Here is a 16,439-nt window from a genome sequence, read left to right as displayed (position 1 = left end):
TATCAATTCCCTTCAGTTGCCTTAACCAACTCAGGCAACTCGCCACTCAGGTGAACAGTCGTCGTTGGGAAAGCAAATTCAGCACCCTTCTCTTCAACAATCTGCATAATCTGCATCATGACATCCTGCTTAATCTCGTGGAATCGAATCCAATCAGTTGTCTTTGTGAAAGTATAGATAAAGAAATCTAGCGAGGATGGCCCAAACCGATCCAAGTTAACAATCAACGTTTGCTGCTGATCGATCTCGGGATGCATACGCAGCATCGATTTGACCGCTTTGATTACTTCTAGAACCTGAGCAGAATCATCGTAACGAACACCAATATATTCGTAGATACGACGATTCGTCATTCGTGATGGGTTTTCTACTGAGATATTAGTAAAAGTCGAGTTAGGTACGTACAACGGACGCTTATCAAATGTACGGATACGGGTCTGACGCCAACCAATGTCCTCTACCGTACCTTCGATCTGTTGATCAGGTGAACGAATCCAGTCACCCACTTTAAATGGACGATCCAGGTAGATCATCAAGCCACCAAAGAAGTTAGCCAGAAGATCCTTAGCAGCAAAACCAACTGCAATACCACCAATACCACCGAACGCCAGAATACCTGAGATACTATAGCCATAGCTCTGCATAATAATCAGAACAATGATGATGGAGACAATTAAGCGTAGAAGCCTACCCAAAGCCCCAACCGTAGTTGGATCCATAGGCTTTTTCATACGGTCTGGCATTACCAGAACCTGCTCCAAACGCTTCAGGAAGCGCAAGCACGACCAGGCTAAGAGAATGACAGGAACCAGCTTAGGTAACGGGTTATCATCACCCAGCACTTCAATGGCAAAGTTCTGTTCGAATAGCTGAATTAACCAATAGCCGGCAGCTAACCAGATCAAAAACAGTGCTGGTCGGCTAAATGAATTCAGAAATACATCATCCCAAAGGATTTTAGTTTTTTCCGCTTGCTTCATCAGCTGACTGATAGTTGAGCGCGCAACAAGATCAGCAACAACCGCTATAATACAAACAGCCATGGATAAAATGAGCCATGCAGAATCACTATAGTCAGGAAAATGCTCAGTTAATAACTGATTTAACATATCGATCATAACGCTACATCCAGCAAATCATTTGCAAGTACGCGAGCAGCACTTAAACGCTCCTCATCCATATTCCACTCTTTACCTCTAAGAGACGATATCTCTTTCAAAGGTTTGAAATCAGACGCTTCCAAGTACTTAAGAATATCCAATGTACCTTGGCGCTCATTACAACAAAGTAACGCCTGACAACCCGAAGCTACCGCCTTATCAGCACGCTCCGCATAACCACCTGCACTATGGGCTGCTTTCATACTCAGGTCGTCACTAAAGATAATTCCACCGAAGCCCATTTTCTTCCTCAAAGTCTCATCCAACCAGAAAGAAGAAAAACCCGCTGGAGAAGAATCACATTCAGGATAATGCACGTGAGCGAACATCATCGCCTCTAAATTATTATCAACCGCCTGCCTGAACGGCACCATATCGGTCGCCCATAACTCATCAAAAGATCGGCCATCGATCGCATCAGCATGGTGAGTATCAGCATCCGCCCAACCATGACCTGGAAAATGCTTACCCGTTGCTGACATGCCTGCTAAGCGCATACCCTCTATATACGCAGCAGAGATTTCTGTAACTGTTTCATAGTCTTCGCCAAACGCACGATTGCCGATTACCGTATTACGCCCATAATCGACATCCAAAACCGGTGCGAAGCTTAGATCGACATCAAGCTGACGCAGTTCTGCCGCCATCAGATAGCCAAGCTCTTTTGCAGCAATAACACCTTCAGAAGCCCCAGAGTATTGCTTTGAAATCGCTTTGACCGGAGGCAGCACTGTAACTCCCTTCTTCAAACGCTGAACTCGACCACCCTCTTGGTCGATACTAATCACAAGCTCTTCACGAATCGATCGCACTGAAGCCACGAGCGCCGCAACTTGTTCTGCGCTTTCTGTATTACGTGCAAATAAAATAACGCCACCGATGTAAGGATGTTTTAGAAGATCCTTTTCTTCAGCGGTTAATTCCGTACCTTCAAGGTCTAGAAACAGGGTAACTTCAGACATAGAGATTATTCTTCAATTAAAACAGATGTACCGGCTGATACTTTAGAAAACAGTTCAATCAAATCGCTGTTTCTCATTCGAATACATCCATGAGATTTAGCCACTCCCATTGGCTCAGTATCTGGGGTGCCGTGGATATAGACATAACGCTGCATGGTATCAACTTGACCTAAGCGATTATGACCGACTTCTAAACCGGATAGCCACATAATACGTGTCAGGATCCAATCACGATTAGGATAAGCCGCAGCCAGCTCTTGCGAATAAATTTCGCCTGTTTGGCGTCGACCAATAAAAACAGCATTTTCTGGAGCGTCCGAACCGATCATGGCACGAATGTAGTGACGACCTCTGGGTGTACAACCACTATTCTTTTGTTCGCCCGGACCATTGAGCGAAGTAGAAATGGAATAGCTCTGCAGCAGCCTGTTGCCGCTCGACAGTTCCAATGTTTGTCGAGCGATAGATACTCTAATACAGAGCATAGGATTACAAACGGCAGAAATAAGTTTTATCCGCTCTCGCCTGAAGGCCAGCAGATAAAACAGGAATCATTCGATGCAAGATCTGCTCTACTTCTGCGCTACCTTGGAACTCACGTTTTTCAATCGCATTGAGCGTATGGAAGTTCGACAAAGTAAAAGTAATAGAACCAAGGAGGAAATGAAGCCTCCAGAAGAACTCATCATCTTCCATTGGTGCAGAATCTTGACGTAGGAGTTTGATGAAAGGCTGAACTTTCTCACTATAACGTTCGATCAAGAAATCGCGCAGTTCTTCTTGATTCTTCATATAAGACAGCTCTAGCAGCCTCATAAATACAGATAGCGCATTAACGTTGTCGCGGTTCACCAAAAGCAAAGCGCGCATCAACATTTCTAAAAGCTCTTCGAGAGAAGGCTGTTGACCATCTGCATTTGCCAAGCGCTGATCTAATAGCATGCCGAGCTCATCGCACAAGGGTTCTAGAAACTTTTCAGCAACGGCCTGTATCAGGCCTTTTTTCGAACCGAAATGATAGTTGATAGCTGCTAAGTTAACGTCTGCTCGACTGGTTATCTGACGAACAGTTGTTTCAGCAAACCCCTGCTCAGCAAATAATGTTTCAGCAGCCTGCACAATACTTGCCGATGTTCCCTTGTGATGCATCAGTACTCCAAACCAGCGTTTCAAACAAATGAAGAATGAATTATAACGATAATCACCTGTATTAAATCAAGTCATTATTACGGGTAAATCTTTGTTTACTACCAAATTTATGAAACTAAGTATTAAGTACAACTGGTCGTTGAATCAGGTAGGAAGAATAGCAAAAAGAAATGAATAGAAAATGAAAGGATAAAAACTAAGGAGGTGCTCACTTGGAATCACCTCCCCAGCCAAATAGATTAGCGATTAATAATGTTTTGGCGCGTTAAACGGCTCCACCACTTTGTTAATACCTTATCGCTAGAATCCGCAGCCATATCAGAGATCTTGTCTTGTAGCGTTTTCTTCTGTTCGTAACGAACTTCAAAAATATCACTCTCATCTGACGCATCCATTAAGTACTGATCAGATGTCATCAACTCATCAACTAAGTTGACATCAAGCGCCTGTTTGCCAAACCAAATTTCACCTGTAGCCACCTTATCTATATCAACAACGTCGCGGTACTCGTGAACAAAGCTCTTAAACAGCTCATGCGTCTCTTCTAACTCTTCCTTAAACTTCTCACGACCTTTATCAGTATTCTCACCAAACACAGTCAAAGTACGCTTGTATTCACCTGCAGTTAGCACTTCAAAATCAATATCGTTTTTCTTAAGTAGTTTATGAAAGTTCGGCAACTGAGCGATCACACCGATAGAACCGACAATAGCAAATGGCGCTGCAATCAGTTTATCCGCCAAACACGCCATCATGTAACCGCCACTGGCTGCAACTCGATCTACACAGATCGTTAGCGGAATCTCTTTACGCTTGATACGTTCAATTTGAGAAGACGCAAGACCATACTCATGCACCATACCGCCAGGGCTTTCTAGACGAATAACTACTTCGTCCTGCGGCTCAGCCATCATCAAAACTGCTGACACTTCTTGACGGAAAGGTTCAACTTCACTTGCTTTCACATCACCATCAAAATCCAAAACGTAGATACGCTTACGACGCGGCTCATCTTCTTTCGGTGGGTTTTTCTTACGCGCCTTTTTCTCTTCTTTTTCTTTCTTCTTCTCTTCTTTCTGCATCGCTTTTAGCGTTTCTTTATCAAGAATCGCATCTTCTAGCGCTTCCTTCATATCCAAAAGCTCATCATTAAAATGAGTCACTTCAATCTCACCTTGATGACCATCTTTACGAGAACGAGAAGAAACAACAGCAATACCTGCAACAACCGCAATAATGGCAATAACAATAGTTACCGATTTAGCCAAAAACAGGCCGTATTCACTGAAAAATTCAACCACAGAGAAAACTCCGAAATAAACTATAAGTAGAAGGACCGCTAATGTATCATAAATCCCCCTTTTACCCACCCGTTTGAGATAACGTAGTAATGAGCCAAGAGATATCTGTTAGCAAAGTTGTTGAAAAATTACCGAGTCGATTTGTTTCTCAAAATGCTGTGGATCTTGAAGCTGTCTTTCAATTTGAACTAGAAGACGATCAAAACTTCTATATCGAAATCAAAGATGCTCAGTGTAACGTTTTGACGGGTGACCATGATGATCCAAATGTGACACTTATCATGGAAGCAGAAACAATGGTGAGTGTAATCAACGGTGAAAAAGATGGTATGAGTGCCTTCCTTTCTGGTCAGTTAAGAGCAGAAGGCAACATCATGTTAGCGACTAAACTTGGCAAATTATTTAGTCGAGAAAAACAAGCAGATCAATAAGTTACATCTCTTCTATAAACTTATCGATCAACTGCCTCGAGATAGTAAATTTGGGTGGAATGGTTGGCAGGTCATCAACACTAAACCAATCAGCGCTTAGAATCTCTTCACCGTCGGGCGTTATCTCACCCTCACTATAATCAGCCATAAAGCCAAGCATAAATGAGTGCGGGAAAGGCCAGGATTGACTACAAACATATTCAATGTTTTTCACCTTAATCCCTACCTCTTCCATCACCTCGCGCTCCACCGCGTGCTCTGCAGATTCCCCCGCTTCGATAAAGCCTGCCAAGGTGCTATAACGCCCAGATTTAAACTTGCTGGAATGCGCCAAAAGGCATTTTTCACCGTTGCGAACCAAAACGATAATGCAAGGCGATAAGCGTGGATATTGATGATGTCCGCAGGATGGACAAACCTTGGCAAGATCCATCTCATCCATCATCAGTTCAGTTGCACAGCGTGGACAATACTTAAACGAGGCATGCCAAGTTACCACTTGAGCTGCAGCAGACAATATAGAGAATTCATCTTCATTGTCTGTCTGCGATAAAGCTGAACGCAAATCCAACGCCTCTAAAAATAAGCGTTTACCCTCATCTTTTAAAACGGCAATTTGATAAGACTTATTAGAAACATCAGGAAGATGAAAACTGATCTCCACATCAAGTGATTCTAGCTCTACTTCGGAGAAAAGAAATCTCTCATGTTGATCACAAAGAAGAGACTCCCTGAATGCTAAAAAGTAGTTTTTCTCCTGCAACCCCAAGACTTACCTCCAAATTTTCTACTGAACATGCCTATTGATGTACGAGCTTACAACTCTATTGATGCAGCTATAAATACATTAAGCAGCGTTTTTTACAACTCCATTCACAAGTTATCAGCCATTTTAATAAAAGATGCGCCCATCGATAACCTTAGCCTTTAGATTTATAAAACCAACTGTTAGTCTATGCCCGCCCAAAACAAATAAGGGTAAACACCTATACCAGCAATAGCTGTTCTGATTATAGGAAATCATAAAAATGACCAACACAATATCACAAGCATTCGCTAGAAATTTTCTGGGAAACTCACCCGTATGGTACAAGCTAGCGATTATCGGGTTTCTAATATTTAACCCAATTCTACTGCTTACCTTTGGCCCTGTAGTTACGGGCTGGATCTTAATCTTCGAATTTATATTTACTCTGGCTCTGGCATTGAAATGCTACCCACTTCAACCTGGCGGCCTTCTAGCTATAGAAGCCATAATCATTGGACTTGCCAGCCCAGATACCGTCGCCCATGAAATAGAAGCTAACCTCGAAGTAATCCTTTTACTGATGTTCATGGTAGCTGGCATCTACTTTATGAAGGATATGCTCCTTTGGGTGTTCACCAAAATACTCATTAAGGTTAGATCTAAAACCCTGCTCGCTCTACTGTTCTCTTTCTTCTCTGCATTGTTATCTGCTTTCCTCGACGCCCTTACTGTCACCGCTGTGCTGATCAGTGTAGGCGTCGGCTTTTATGCGGTTTATCACAAAGTTGCTTCGGGGAAGGCATATCACAATCCTGATCACGACCACGCCGATGATGAAGCCGTACATGCGAATCATCATGCCGATCTCGAAGAATTTCGTGCCTTCTTACGAAGCTTACTTATGCACGGAGCTGTCGGTACAGCGCTTGGGGGAGTATGTACGCTGGTTGGAGAGCCACAAAACCTATTAATAGCTGAAAAAGCCGGTTGGAACTTTTTGGAATTTTTTTTACTTATGGCACCCATTACATTACCAGTGCTAGCTGCCGGGCTAATCACCTGTGCCTTAGTCGAAAAAACTAAAATCTGCGGGTATGGAGCACGCTTACCAAAAAACGTTAGGGATATTCTTTTAGATTTTGCGGCTGAACAGGATGGTAAGCGCACCTTGCGCGACAAAGCGGCACTCTGCATCCAAGCCCTTGTTGCCGGCTTTTTAGTCTTTGCACTGGCTTTTCATGTTGCAGAAGTAGGTTTAATTGGCCTTACGATAATCATTCTTCTAACTGCCTTTAACGGCATTGTCGAAGAACATCAGATAGGGAAAGCATTTGAAGAGGCACTGCCTTTCACCGCGCTCTTAGTTGTATTCTTTTCAATTGTTTCAGTCATTCATGAAAACCACCTATTCCAACCAATTATCGAAGCAGTTTTAGAATTACCGGTAGAACAACAACCGGGCGTATTCTTTATCGCCAATGGAGTACTTTCCGCTATAAGTGATAACGTGTTTGTCGCAACGGTTTATATCAATGAAGTCGTTTCAGCTTTGAATAGCGGCTCAATTACACGCGAGCATTTCAATTCGCTTGCCATAGCAATCAATACAGGCACCAATATCCCAAGTGTCGCGACACCCAATGGGCAAGCTGCATTTTTATTTCTACTCACATCAGCCTTAGCACCGCTTATCCGCCTTTCTTACGGCAAGATGGTTGTTATGGCCCTGCCTTACACTATCGTGATGAGCGCTGTGGCTTATACATCCCTACAGATGTATCTCTAACCAACCATGTAAAAAAAACAAAAGGCCAGCATGGAAATGCTGGCCTTTTATTATTAAAAGCAATTTAGAATTTATACTTTGAACTTAGAAACCATACCCTGCAATTGTTTTGAAATATCGCTTACTTGATCATTAGCAGCTGCAGACTGTTTAGCCCCAGCTGCGGTTTGTTCGAAACCGGCACTAATAGTTTCCAAGTCCCGAGCAATATCATCAGCCACCGCAGATTGCTGCTCAACAGCCCCCGCCACCTGAATGTTCATTTCGCTAATCGAATTAATCGCATTATGGATACGCTCTAATGCCTGGGCCGTTTCTTCGGATTGCGCCACGGTTTGTTGAGATTGCGAGTAACTGGTTTCAATCGCTTTTACAGTATCTGCCGTACCTGATTGTAAACGCTGAATAATTTCTTGAATCTCAGTAGTAGAAGATTGCGTTCTTTGCGCCAAAGTTCTGACTTCATCCGCTACGACTGCGAAGCCTCTGCCCTGCTCACCTGCTCGTGCGGCCTCAATTGCAGCGTTTAACGCTAGTAAGTTGGTCTGTTCAGAGATATTCTGAATAACCCCAATCACCACTTCGATATCTGAACTACTTTGCTCAAGGGTTTTGATGAATTCCACGGTTGTTTCAAGGTTACTCGCAAGATCCCCGATCTCTTCCAATGTTTTACTGATGGTCTGCTTACCTCTTTCTACCTCAGATAAACCTTCATTAGATTGGGTAGCCGAGTCTGTGGCATGACGTACCACCTCTTGAATACTCATTGCCATCTCATTAACAGCAGCAGCGATTGATGAGGTTTTAGTCTGTTGCTGATCAATAATATGCGAGGTTTGTTCTGATATTTGACTGGCAGAATCAGCATTAACTGAAAGGTCCTTACTGGTGCTTATTATATTACCAATAAGCGATTTCAGCATTTGAGACATTTCGCTAACAGATCGGTATATGCCTGTATCACCACTTGAGACGGTTAAATTTCTAGACAGATCACCCTCAGAAATATTTCGAGTAATCGCAGCAATATCAGCAGGTTCTCCACCTATAGGCTTACGGATTATCTTAGCGATTACCCAAGATAAAACTACACCGACAATCACTGCAAAAATTGAAAGCACAACAATCATCATGACCGTATTTTCTGCAAGTGCCTGTATCTCTGGTCCTAAAGCATCTTGGTCCTTCTTAACCGATAACTTTACGTTTTCTAAGTCTTTCGCAATGATCGGTCCAATTTTATTTAAGGTCCCATTGATTAAGCCATTTCGCTCCTCAATGATCTCAACTACCTTTCTGAAAGTAGAGATGTACTGCTCGTGCTGCTCTTTAAATACCCGTAATGACTCTCTACGATTTGGGTTTTGAAGATTTTCATCCAGCTTTTCAACAAAAGGCCATATTTTCTCTTGAAGCTCCTGCTTGGCCCTCTCCTCATCAGCATTAGCATTAGTAATAAGGTACTTAGCCACATACAATCGACCTAGGAGTAAGTGCTCTTGAACCTGCGCGGCATAGAAAGCTGCGGTAATATCATTATCTGCATAAGCCGACTTTATAATACTAGTCATCTGCTTACGCATTGATAGACCGGAAGGATCAAGCTGATTTTTAACCAAATTATTTCGCGCCCTAAACAGCTCAACTACTTTGCTAAAACCATCTTTATACTTAATTAGGTTTTGAGCGGATTTAGCTACTAACTCAGCACGTTCTGGCTTTTGAATCTCGACTTTAGCCTCTGCCATAAAGGTTTCAACTTTGGCTAAACGCGCATCGTACTGCTTGATCGATTCTTCACTGCGCTCATTAAGAAATTTTAAAACGCCTAAGCGCACCATCAGCATATTTGCCTGCAAACGACCTGCTAAGTTGGTATCTCTGGCAAGACCTCGATACTCCACTACACCGTTATATACACTGCTAACGCCTACCCAAGAAGCGGTCGAAATAACCGCAAGAAGAATGATGATCGAAGAAAAGCCCGCACTAATCTGAGCGGTTAGTTTAAGTTTCTGAAACATATAACAACTCGCTTCAAGAGACTCATCCTTAAGGCTCGTGTATATTTTGTTTATGGTTTAAACATCAGTGTAGTTCAGAAAATCTTAATGCAAGGGGATTTTTTAAGAGGAGGTATATTTAAAAAGTGTCATAACCCCATTTAACAGGAAGCAATACAGCTACAACACAGCAGAAAACCATTTATAAAAACCTAGTGGTATTGGCTTTCTCACATAATTAATTTTGATGTTTACCAATAATCTGGATTATTAAAGGCCTTAACACAGCCTAATTTCCCATTTGAAGGATCAATATCACGATCATTAAGCATCTGTGCAAGCCATCCCATTGGCTGACTCAATGGATAAGGTGGTTCGATTAACTCAATACTAACTTGTCTAAATCCAGTTTTTGAATAGAAAGCAGGATCGCCATAAGTAACCACCAGCTCTATGCCTTTTGCTTTTAACTGATCTAACCCATATCGGATCAGCTTTTGGCCAATACCTTTTCCTTGGAAGCTGCTAGCAATAGCCACAGGTGACAACATAAACCCTAGAGTTTTATTCGGAAGGGTTAACCGACTGAAGAATATAGCGCCAACTAAATTGCCATGCTCATGTGCACAAAAGCCATGAAGATCGTTTTCCGGTGTTTCATTTACCAACTTGGTTACCAACTGGCTTAGTACCCCCCCTTCTTCCTCACCAGCAGACACTGTGAAAACATCCTCGAACAGATCTACAGTTTGTTGAGTACAGCTGTGATTAAAAACCGAACATTCCATATATACAGTCCTGAGATTCTATTTTTAGTTCAGTCTAGACACTAATATCTAGCAACTAATCACTACAACCGGCCTGCCTTAATCGCCTGTCGTATACAATACTTAGCGACCATCTTGTGAAATGGCTTAATCATAGCCATATAGATCTTGCCTGATTTAGTCTTCAAGTTGACTAAGGTTGATACCGCAAACGCTTGATCCGAGGTTTTCATAACAGATAACCACATATCCATATTAGGCTCGTAAGCACCGCACACAACCTCAGTGTCTTTGACGAGTTCGATATTGAGGAAGCCCGCTTTCCTTCCCTCTTCAATCTCATTCAAACTCAGCGACATTTCAGTAGAACTCGCCGAAAAACCAAACATTTTAACAACAGCATTTCTTATCTTGAGTGCTAACTGAATACTCTTAGGCAGATAGCCAAAAATGCGATGGTAAACATCCTTAGCATTCAAGCCGTTATGACGAACAGAAACTTTAAAGGAGTCTCGGTAATAACTTGCGCTTTCCTTACCGTTGATTGTGGTTGTTGATGGAAATTCGATTTCTGAAATCATAAAAACGCTTTTTATAAAGAAAGCAGATAACGCCTAAAGCTGCCTCGCAGTATGGGGCGAAAGCCTTTGTTTGTTATCTCAATCACAAATATTGATATTGTTCGAAACAATACCATCCACATACCTATGGAATAACTCCACATCGATGTCATACCATGATTTGTTATGCGCTATTAAATTTGTATTTCCTTTTTTACTAGGCATGAATTCAAATAAGCCGGTTCCACCCTTAATGTTGTTCCCGAGTAAAATAAATTTTGAACCGTTTTCTTCATAACGTTGAGCATATAACGAGTTGGCAAAATTTAGACTTTTATAGCACTTAGGTAACAGCTGAAGGCTAAATATATAATTTTGCTCTACTGGCCCCGTTAGGGTTTCAACTCTCTTTGCTTTATGACCTTCAATGACTCCTTGGGGTGTAATTGGAACGGAGCAGCCACTCAATAGCATGGCTGCTAACACAACCGATAATTTTCGATTCATATGGTGACTCACTTTTGAGAGATAACGCCTAACACAGCTGGCGGCGCGCAGCGACGATCGGCTGCTGTTACTTGTTATGCTTTTTCTCATATTCTGCTAGATATTCAGTTACTGAGATATCACCGAGAGAACGAATTCTGTTGTTGTAAATAAAACTTGTAGATACCCCATTTGCCGGTGAGCCCATAAATAAGACTATTGCACCTTCGGGAACTGTCATATTTTCTTCTAAGGTTATGTCAGCTTTGGGGTACAAATCTCCTTCATCATAATGAACCTGAATATTTGAGCTTTGCTTATACAACTTAGAAATTGAGGCAACTTGCTTTGAGTTTTCTCCAGCTGAATAGCTAATTAAAGCTATAGCTGATGCTGTGTTCATCTGTTCTTCGGGACTAAGCTTGTTCCATTTCCTGAGGTCAGACACGGTATAGTCTTTCCCACTAACATTCTGGTTTTCAAAATATTTGAAGCCAATGAAACCACAGATAGCAACAGCTATTGAAAAACCAATACCAAAGAAAAAACCTTTTACTAAAACCTTGATCACATGAACTCCTTATAGGCATAGACATAATGACTCCCACGAGGTGCTGACCTCCGTCCTCTCGTGGGTTAGCTGAAAGCCAGAGCCATACTGTATCTGTTACCAATACATAACGGAGGTCAGCATGAATAACAGTAGCATAGTTTTTATTGGCTTAGACACCCATAAAGAGTTTGTCGAAGTAGCCTATGTCCAAGATCAACGACAAGCTGATATCGTTCATCTCGGACGCATCTCCAGCAGCAAATTGTCGATGACTAAACTGACTCGACAGATGCAATCAAAATACCCAAAAGCCACATTGCACTTCGTCTATGAAGCTGGCCCCTGTGGCTATTGGGTCTATCGGTTGCTCACCAGCTTGGGGTTCCCCTGCTATGTTGTAGCACCTTCTCTCATTCCCAAAAAGCCAGGGGAACGTATCAAAACCGATAAGCGTGATGCCATGAAACTGGCGAATCTACTACGTACCGGTGACCTAGATCCCATCTACGTTCCAGAACCGGAAGATGAAGCAATCCGTGACCTTTCTCGTGCCCGTGAAACTGCCATGAAAGACCTGAAAGATGGCAAATACCAACTCAAGGCCCTACTGCTCCGTAACAATATCAAACCCACCGTGCAGGATAACTGGTCACAAAAACACCTGCGGTGGCTGACAGAACTCATACTACCTTACCCAAGCCAGCAAATCGTTCTACAGGAATACATACAGACCATAACTGAACGGATCAAACGCTTGGAGCGGCTGGATAATGAGCTAATCCATCATGTCAAAAACTGGCGATACTATCCTGTTGTAAAAGCAATACAGGCGATGCGTGGGGTACGTCTGTTGGTTGCGGTGGGTGTGATTGCAGAGCTGGGCGATCTCACCCGCTTTGATCATCCCCGTAAGTTGATGAGTTATCTCGGCTTAGTCCCCAGCGAACATTCCAGTGGCGGGCACCGCAGGCAAGGTAGTATCACTAAATGCGGTAATGGCCGAGCCAGGCGTCTATTAATCGAAGGCGCACACAGCTATCGCTACAGCGCCAATATCTCAACCGAGTTACAGAAGCGACAGGAGTGTCTGAGTAAAGAGATCGTGGATATCGGCTGGCAGGCCCAACTCAGGTTGTGTCGGCGCTATCAACGCTTAATGAAACGTGGGAAACACTATAACGTGGTTGTCACGGCAATAGCGCGGGAGATGGTGGCGTATATCTGGGCGATTGCCAGAGAAGTGGTTTTATCACCAGTGGATCCAGCTAAACGGTTATCAAGGGTCCCTGCGTAATGAGAGGCGTTGAGCGAGTGCATCGGATCAGACCACGGCAGTGGCATAATCTCCGACGGCGTTAGGCAGGCAACTGCACCCGCAGTTGATCCACGAGCATAGACTGAAGAACGGTGTCACGACGGAAAAAGTAAGGTAGGCACTGCTTACTGAAAAGTGAGTAACCCACGAATACCAGCATGAAAACCGACGAACTTACCGGCCTCATTCGATGCGCTCACTCACTTTAATTGAAAGAAGGGCTTAACAGATAAAGCAGAAATCAGTGTGCCTGTACTTGACAGTGGGAGTCATACCAACGCCTTGCTCACCGGAAAATTAGGAGCGAAGCGAGTAATTTTTCCGCGTGCAGCAACTTGTTAGAAGCTTTTGCTACTTCCATTTTTCAAGACCTTCGGCAATGCCAAACAAGCTAGATACAACATGGTGTAACATTTGAAATCCCTGATAAACAAAAGGTGCTGCCCTATCAATTTCGATAAGCTTAAATGCCTCTTCAATTTTGCTACTAGGCAAATGTGCATCAGCATGACGCAACTCGTATACGCCAACTAAGGATGAGGTGATCTTTCGAACCAATTCCCTGTCGTATTTTGAAGCCAATAAATTCTCCAAAGACTTCAGTGAACCCCATTTTTCCTTTTTCGGTGGAGTAACAATAGATTGCATTGCTTGGGCATCGAGGCTATCTGCGATTAGTCTTGCAAGATCTTTTGCTAATGCAAAAAAAGACTGTTCATCTACAGCCCTAAAACGATGAGTTTTCTCAATGAGTTGAGGGATTGCATCATGTTGCCGAAATATCTGGATATTAAGCTTTTCCATTGCCAATTTGTTTACAAGCTCAATGCCTTGACCTAAAAACTCTTCTGGAGCTTTCGTATCCGCGGGTTCGGCTTTCACTTGGGATGCAAGTAGCTCGTTGGAAACCCCTCCTTCTGGACTAATGTTGTAACCAGCCCAGATCTGTTGCTGCCACTCTGGCAGAAGGCCTATATCCTTTGCATATACATTAATTAAACTGAGTTCGTTAACTCCAAAATGAACACCATAACCATGACTGCAAGAAACACTACCAGTTTGAGCGGTATAAAAGGAGAGATGACCACCTCGTCTATGGCATAAAGCCATTATGACCTCGGGCTTAAACCATACCCACTTTCCAGAGTTGACAAGGTCTCGCCCACATGACTTGTTGCCTTCTGCATCAACAACAAAAAATGTAGTTGGTTGTGTCTCATCTCCACGAACCCTTGAGCTGATTGCCCCCGGCAGGATAACTTCATTTCGCCATAGCTCGCCAGATACTCTATAAAGTTTTCGGCCTTCGAATTCTCTTTCCCAAGACTCTCCATGAGTATTTTCGTCGGTAGGAATACCAGATATATCTGGCACATCGTCAGTTTCATCAACATCCGTTCTAGCCACATGAAACACAGCCATCTTCCCACCAAACGGATTTCCACCTTCATGAATCTCTGCAACTCGGCCTTCCCAACGATCTAGCTCACCCTCGTATCTATTATTTCCATCTTCCCAATCAATATGGGATGCATCGCTAAGAATGGTATCTCTATTAAAGTAATGCGTCATATAGAGCGCCATATCTCTAGCGCAGAGATAATCCTTCAAATATAGAGATTTGATTTCCAATAAAACAGGCTTGTTGTTTTCAGTTAGTTCCAGACGTGCAACTTCAACATAACCGTCATTTGGGCAAACCCAAGAATTACCTTCTCGCTGCAATCCAAGTGTGACCACCAAATCTTGATTCAAATGCCAAACGTTGGGGCCATCATCTTGAGACATTTGATCTAAGACAAGGTGGACTCCTTCAAACTCACCACCGTAATCTCGATAAACTTCTGCTGGTATATATTTACCATCTTCAACCCAGCCCGCGTGATTATGACTGATTCCAATATCCATCCAGCCAAGTTTCTTTGCTTCTTCAACTTTATCATTCGGTACAGCTATTGAGCCGCTACCGAAAAAGTCCTCCTTGTAGCCCTCGTAGCCATATCTCCCTTGTTTCTCTTTATTAAATACTGCGCGCAGTGGAATCCAGACTGACTTGCCGAAGCTTTTGCGTCGGATATCTTGCATTTCAAACCATTCTTGATTCACTCTATTTTATTCTCCGATGTATGAGTATTAAGGGCTTCTAACGCTCAGCTAAGTGGCGCGCAAAGCGCGTCATAATTGAGCTGCTTGTTATGTTTAATTAACAAAGTTCATCACCTTTGGGTTCCTTAGTGCTCGATTGATAAAGAATAATGGAACTAAATAAACGATAGCTCCAAATAAGGGCCCATATCCCCACGTGCTGGCTAAAGCAACACTGTAGCTTAAGAAGAAAAAAGCCAAAACATAAGTTGAATACTCTAGAAATAATCGAGCTTTTGCAGAGCCTTTTAAAAAGAAAATGCCAGCCACAACTAGAAATGCTGCAATCAATATTTGTAATACCCCTTTCCATACTGGGGAAGCAGCATCAGGTTCTGATACAGCAACAAATACATAGCCAATAGCGCTAAGAACAGCTAGAAGACCAGAGATAATAAAGAACCAACTGACCACACTAACACTTGTAGGCCTTTCATTACTCATCAAGAGATCCTTGAAACATAACGCCCAACATAAAGGGCCGGAGCGCAGCGACGGTCCAAGCCCGTAGGGCGATTTTTGATGTTTTAAGGTTGGCATGACGGCAACAACTCCAAAACTAGGATACTTGCGACTAAACAAAAAATTGCAATTCCAGCATAGGCTTTCCATTTCCTGCCTTTTTCATTCAAATAACGATTTGTTACTAATGGATGAAGTGGTCCCAGTATTTCTAATAGAACCCATTTGCCTTTCTCTGGTTTCGTTTCATTTGAGAAAACAACAAAACTTGTAACGATGACTGCAAGGATTGATAAAACAAAGCCTACCGTAAAAACTTGCTCTATCAATGGATCACAATTAAAAGCCAACATAGTAAGGACCTAAGGAAACATAACGCTCAGCTAAGTGGCGCGCAAAGCGCGTCATTACTTAAGCGCCTTGTTATGTGTTTTATTTTTCAGTTTTGATGTTACGTATTTATAAATGACTAATACGGAAAACCCCCACCCGATTACTTTAAATACCGTAACAAAAGCAAACCAGATAGGATTCGAATTTAGAGAAACCATATTTGTTACTCGAAGATTTTGTATTTCTGAACTCGTAACAGCGCCCAGAAGCTGCTC

Annotated in this window: 17 protein-coding genes; 3 read left to right on the top strand and 14 right to left on the bottom strand. The window is 42.7% G+C overall.

The window, feature by feature from the left end; genetic code table 11:
- Positions 1-2 precede the first annotated feature (2 nt).
- The 5 genes from ACMXYP_RS08090 to sohB form a co-directional block, all read right to left on the bottom strand.
- Positions 3-1,118, bottom strand: a complete 1,116-nt coding sequence (locus tag ACMXYP_RS08090) for a mechanosensitive ion channel family protein (RefSeq protein ID WP_415884502.1) — start codon at positions 1,116-1,118, stop codon at positions 3-5.
- Positions 1,115-2,122: a beta-N-acetylhexosaminidase gene (gene nagZ, locus ACMXYP_RS08085; protein WP_415884501.1), complete on the bottom strand. Its 1,008-nt coding sequence runs from the start codon at positions 2,120-2,122 to the stop codon at positions 1,115-1,117. The genes ACMXYP_RS08090 and nagZ overlap by 4 nt, the downstream gene beginning before the upstream one ends.
- Positions 2,123-2,127: 5 nt before the next feature.
- Positions 2,128-2,607, bottom strand: a complete 480-nt coding sequence (locus ACMXYP_RS08080) for a L,D-transpeptidase family protein (protein WP_415884500.1) — start codon at positions 2,605-2,607, stop codon at positions 2,128-2,130.
- 4 nt (positions 2,608-2,611) lie between these two features.
- On the bottom strand, positions 2,612-3,271 hold the full coding sequence (locus ACMXYP_RS08075; RefSeq protein WP_415884499.1) for a TetR/AcrR family transcriptional regulator: 660 nt from the start codon (positions 3,269-3,271) through the stop codon (positions 2,612-2,614).
- Between the two features lie 239 nt (positions 3,272-3,510).
- Entirely contained in the window at positions 3,511-4,572 is a 1,062-nt protein-coding gene (sohB, locus tag ACMXYP_RS08070) for a protease SohB (protein ID WP_415884498.1), read from the bottom strand.
- Positions 4,573-4,661: 89 nt separating this feature from the next.
- Here sohB and ACMXYP_RS08065 point away from each other — a divergent pair, with 89 nt between their 5' ends.
- Positions 4,662-5,003: an SCP2 sterol-binding domain-containing protein gene (locus ACMXYP_RS08065; RefSeq protein WP_415884497.1), complete on the top strand. Its 342-nt coding sequence runs from the start codon at positions 4,662-4,664 to the stop codon at positions 5,001-5,003.
- A gap of 1 nt (position 5,004) precedes the next feature.
- On the opposite strand, the gene nudC is transcribed toward ACMXYP_RS08065, so the two are convergent.
- Entirely contained in the window at positions 5,005-5,772 is a 768-nt protein-coding gene (gene nudC / locus ACMXYP_RS08060) for an NAD(+) diphosphatase (protein ID WP_415884496.1), read from the bottom strand.
- Positions 5,773-6,031: 259 nt separating this feature from the next.
- On the opposite strand from nudC, the gene nhaB reads away from it, so the two are divergent.
- The gene (gene nhaB / locus ACMXYP_RS08055; protein WP_415884495.1) at positions 6,032-7,537 is read left to right on the top strand and encodes a sodium/proton antiporter NhaB; all 1,506 of its coding nucleotides are present in this window, start codon (positions 6,032-6,034) and stop codon (positions 7,535-7,537) included.
- Between the two features lie 71 nt (positions 7,538-7,608).
- Here the strand turns inward: nhaB and ACMXYP_RS08050 are convergent, their stop codons facing one another.
- The 5 genes from ACMXYP_RS08050 to ACMXYP_RS08030 form a co-directional block, all read right to left on the bottom strand.
- Positions 7,609-9,564: a methyl-accepting chemotaxis protein gene (locus ACMXYP_RS08050; protein ID WP_415884494.1), complete on the bottom strand. Its 1,956-nt coding sequence runs from the start codon at positions 9,562-9,564 to the stop codon at positions 7,609-7,611.
- A gap of 230 nt (positions 9,565-9,794) precedes the next feature.
- Positions 9,795-10,331 carry a GNAT family N-acetyltransferase gene (locus tag ACMXYP_RS08045; RefSeq protein WP_415884493.1) on the bottom strand — a complete coding sequence of 179 codons (537 nt, stop codon included), beginning with the start codon at positions 10,329-10,331 and terminating at the stop codon, positions 9,795-9,797.
- Between the two features lie 62 nt (positions 10,332-10,393).
- Positions 10,394-10,891 carry a DUF2867 domain-containing protein gene (locus ACMXYP_RS08040; protein ID WP_415884492.1) on the bottom strand — a complete coding sequence of 166 codons (498 nt, stop codon included), beginning with the start codon at positions 10,889-10,891 and terminating at the stop codon, positions 10,394-10,396.
- A gap of 78 nt (positions 10,892-10,969) precedes the next feature.
- Positions 10,970-11,377 (bottom strand): hypothetical protein, encoded by a 408-nt coding sequence (locus ACMXYP_RS08035; RefSeq protein ID WP_415884491.1) that lies wholly within the window; start codon positions 11,375-11,377, stop codon positions 10,970-10,972.
- A 67-nt stretch (positions 11,378-11,444) separates the two neighbouring features.
- Positions 11,445-11,927 carry a hypothetical protein gene (locus ACMXYP_RS08030; protein ID WP_415884490.1) on the bottom strand — a complete coding sequence of 161 codons (483 nt, stop codon included), beginning with the start codon at positions 11,925-11,927 and terminating at the stop codon, positions 11,445-11,447.
- Positions 11,928-12,048: 121 nt separating this feature from the next.
- Here ACMXYP_RS08030 and ACMXYP_RS08025 point away from each other — a divergent pair, with 121 nt between their 5' ends.
- Entirely contained in the window at positions 12,049-13,203 is a 1,155-nt protein-coding gene (locus ACMXYP_RS08025) for an IS110 family transposase (protein ID WP_415884489.1), read from the top strand.
- A 372-nt stretch (positions 13,204-13,575) separates the two neighbouring features.
- On the opposite strand, the gene ACMXYP_RS08020 is transcribed toward ACMXYP_RS08025, so the two are convergent.
- The 3 genes from ACMXYP_RS08020 to ACMXYP_RS08010 all read right to left on the bottom strand — a co-directional run bounded on the left by ACMXYP_RS08020 (position 13,576) and on the right by ACMXYP_RS08010 (position 16,184).
- Complete coding sequence (locus ACMXYP_RS08020) at positions 13,576-15,330, bottom strand: hypothetical protein (protein ID WP_415884488.1); 1,755 nt, start codon at positions 15,328-15,330, stop codon at positions 13,576-13,578.
- A 93-nt stretch (positions 15,331-15,423) separates the two neighbouring features.
- Complete coding sequence (locus ACMXYP_RS08015) at positions 15,424-15,813, bottom strand: hypothetical protein (protein WP_415884487.1); 390 nt, start codon at positions 15,811-15,813, stop codon at positions 15,424-15,426.
- An 83-nt stretch (positions 15,814-15,896) separates the two neighbouring features.
- A complete protein-coding gene (locus tag ACMXYP_RS08010; protein WP_415884486.1) occupies positions 15,897-16,184 on the bottom strand; it encodes a hypothetical protein in 288 nt (95 codons plus the stop codon).
- Positions 16,185-16,439: the final 255 nt, after the last annotated feature.

This window comes from Neptuniibacter sp. QD34_54, assembly GCF_047778055.1.
Lineage (GTDB): Bacteria > Pseudomonadota > Gammaproteobacteria > Pseudomonadales > Balneatricaceae > Neptuniibacter.
This window is presented reverse-complemented; position numbering and strand designations above follow the sequence as displayed.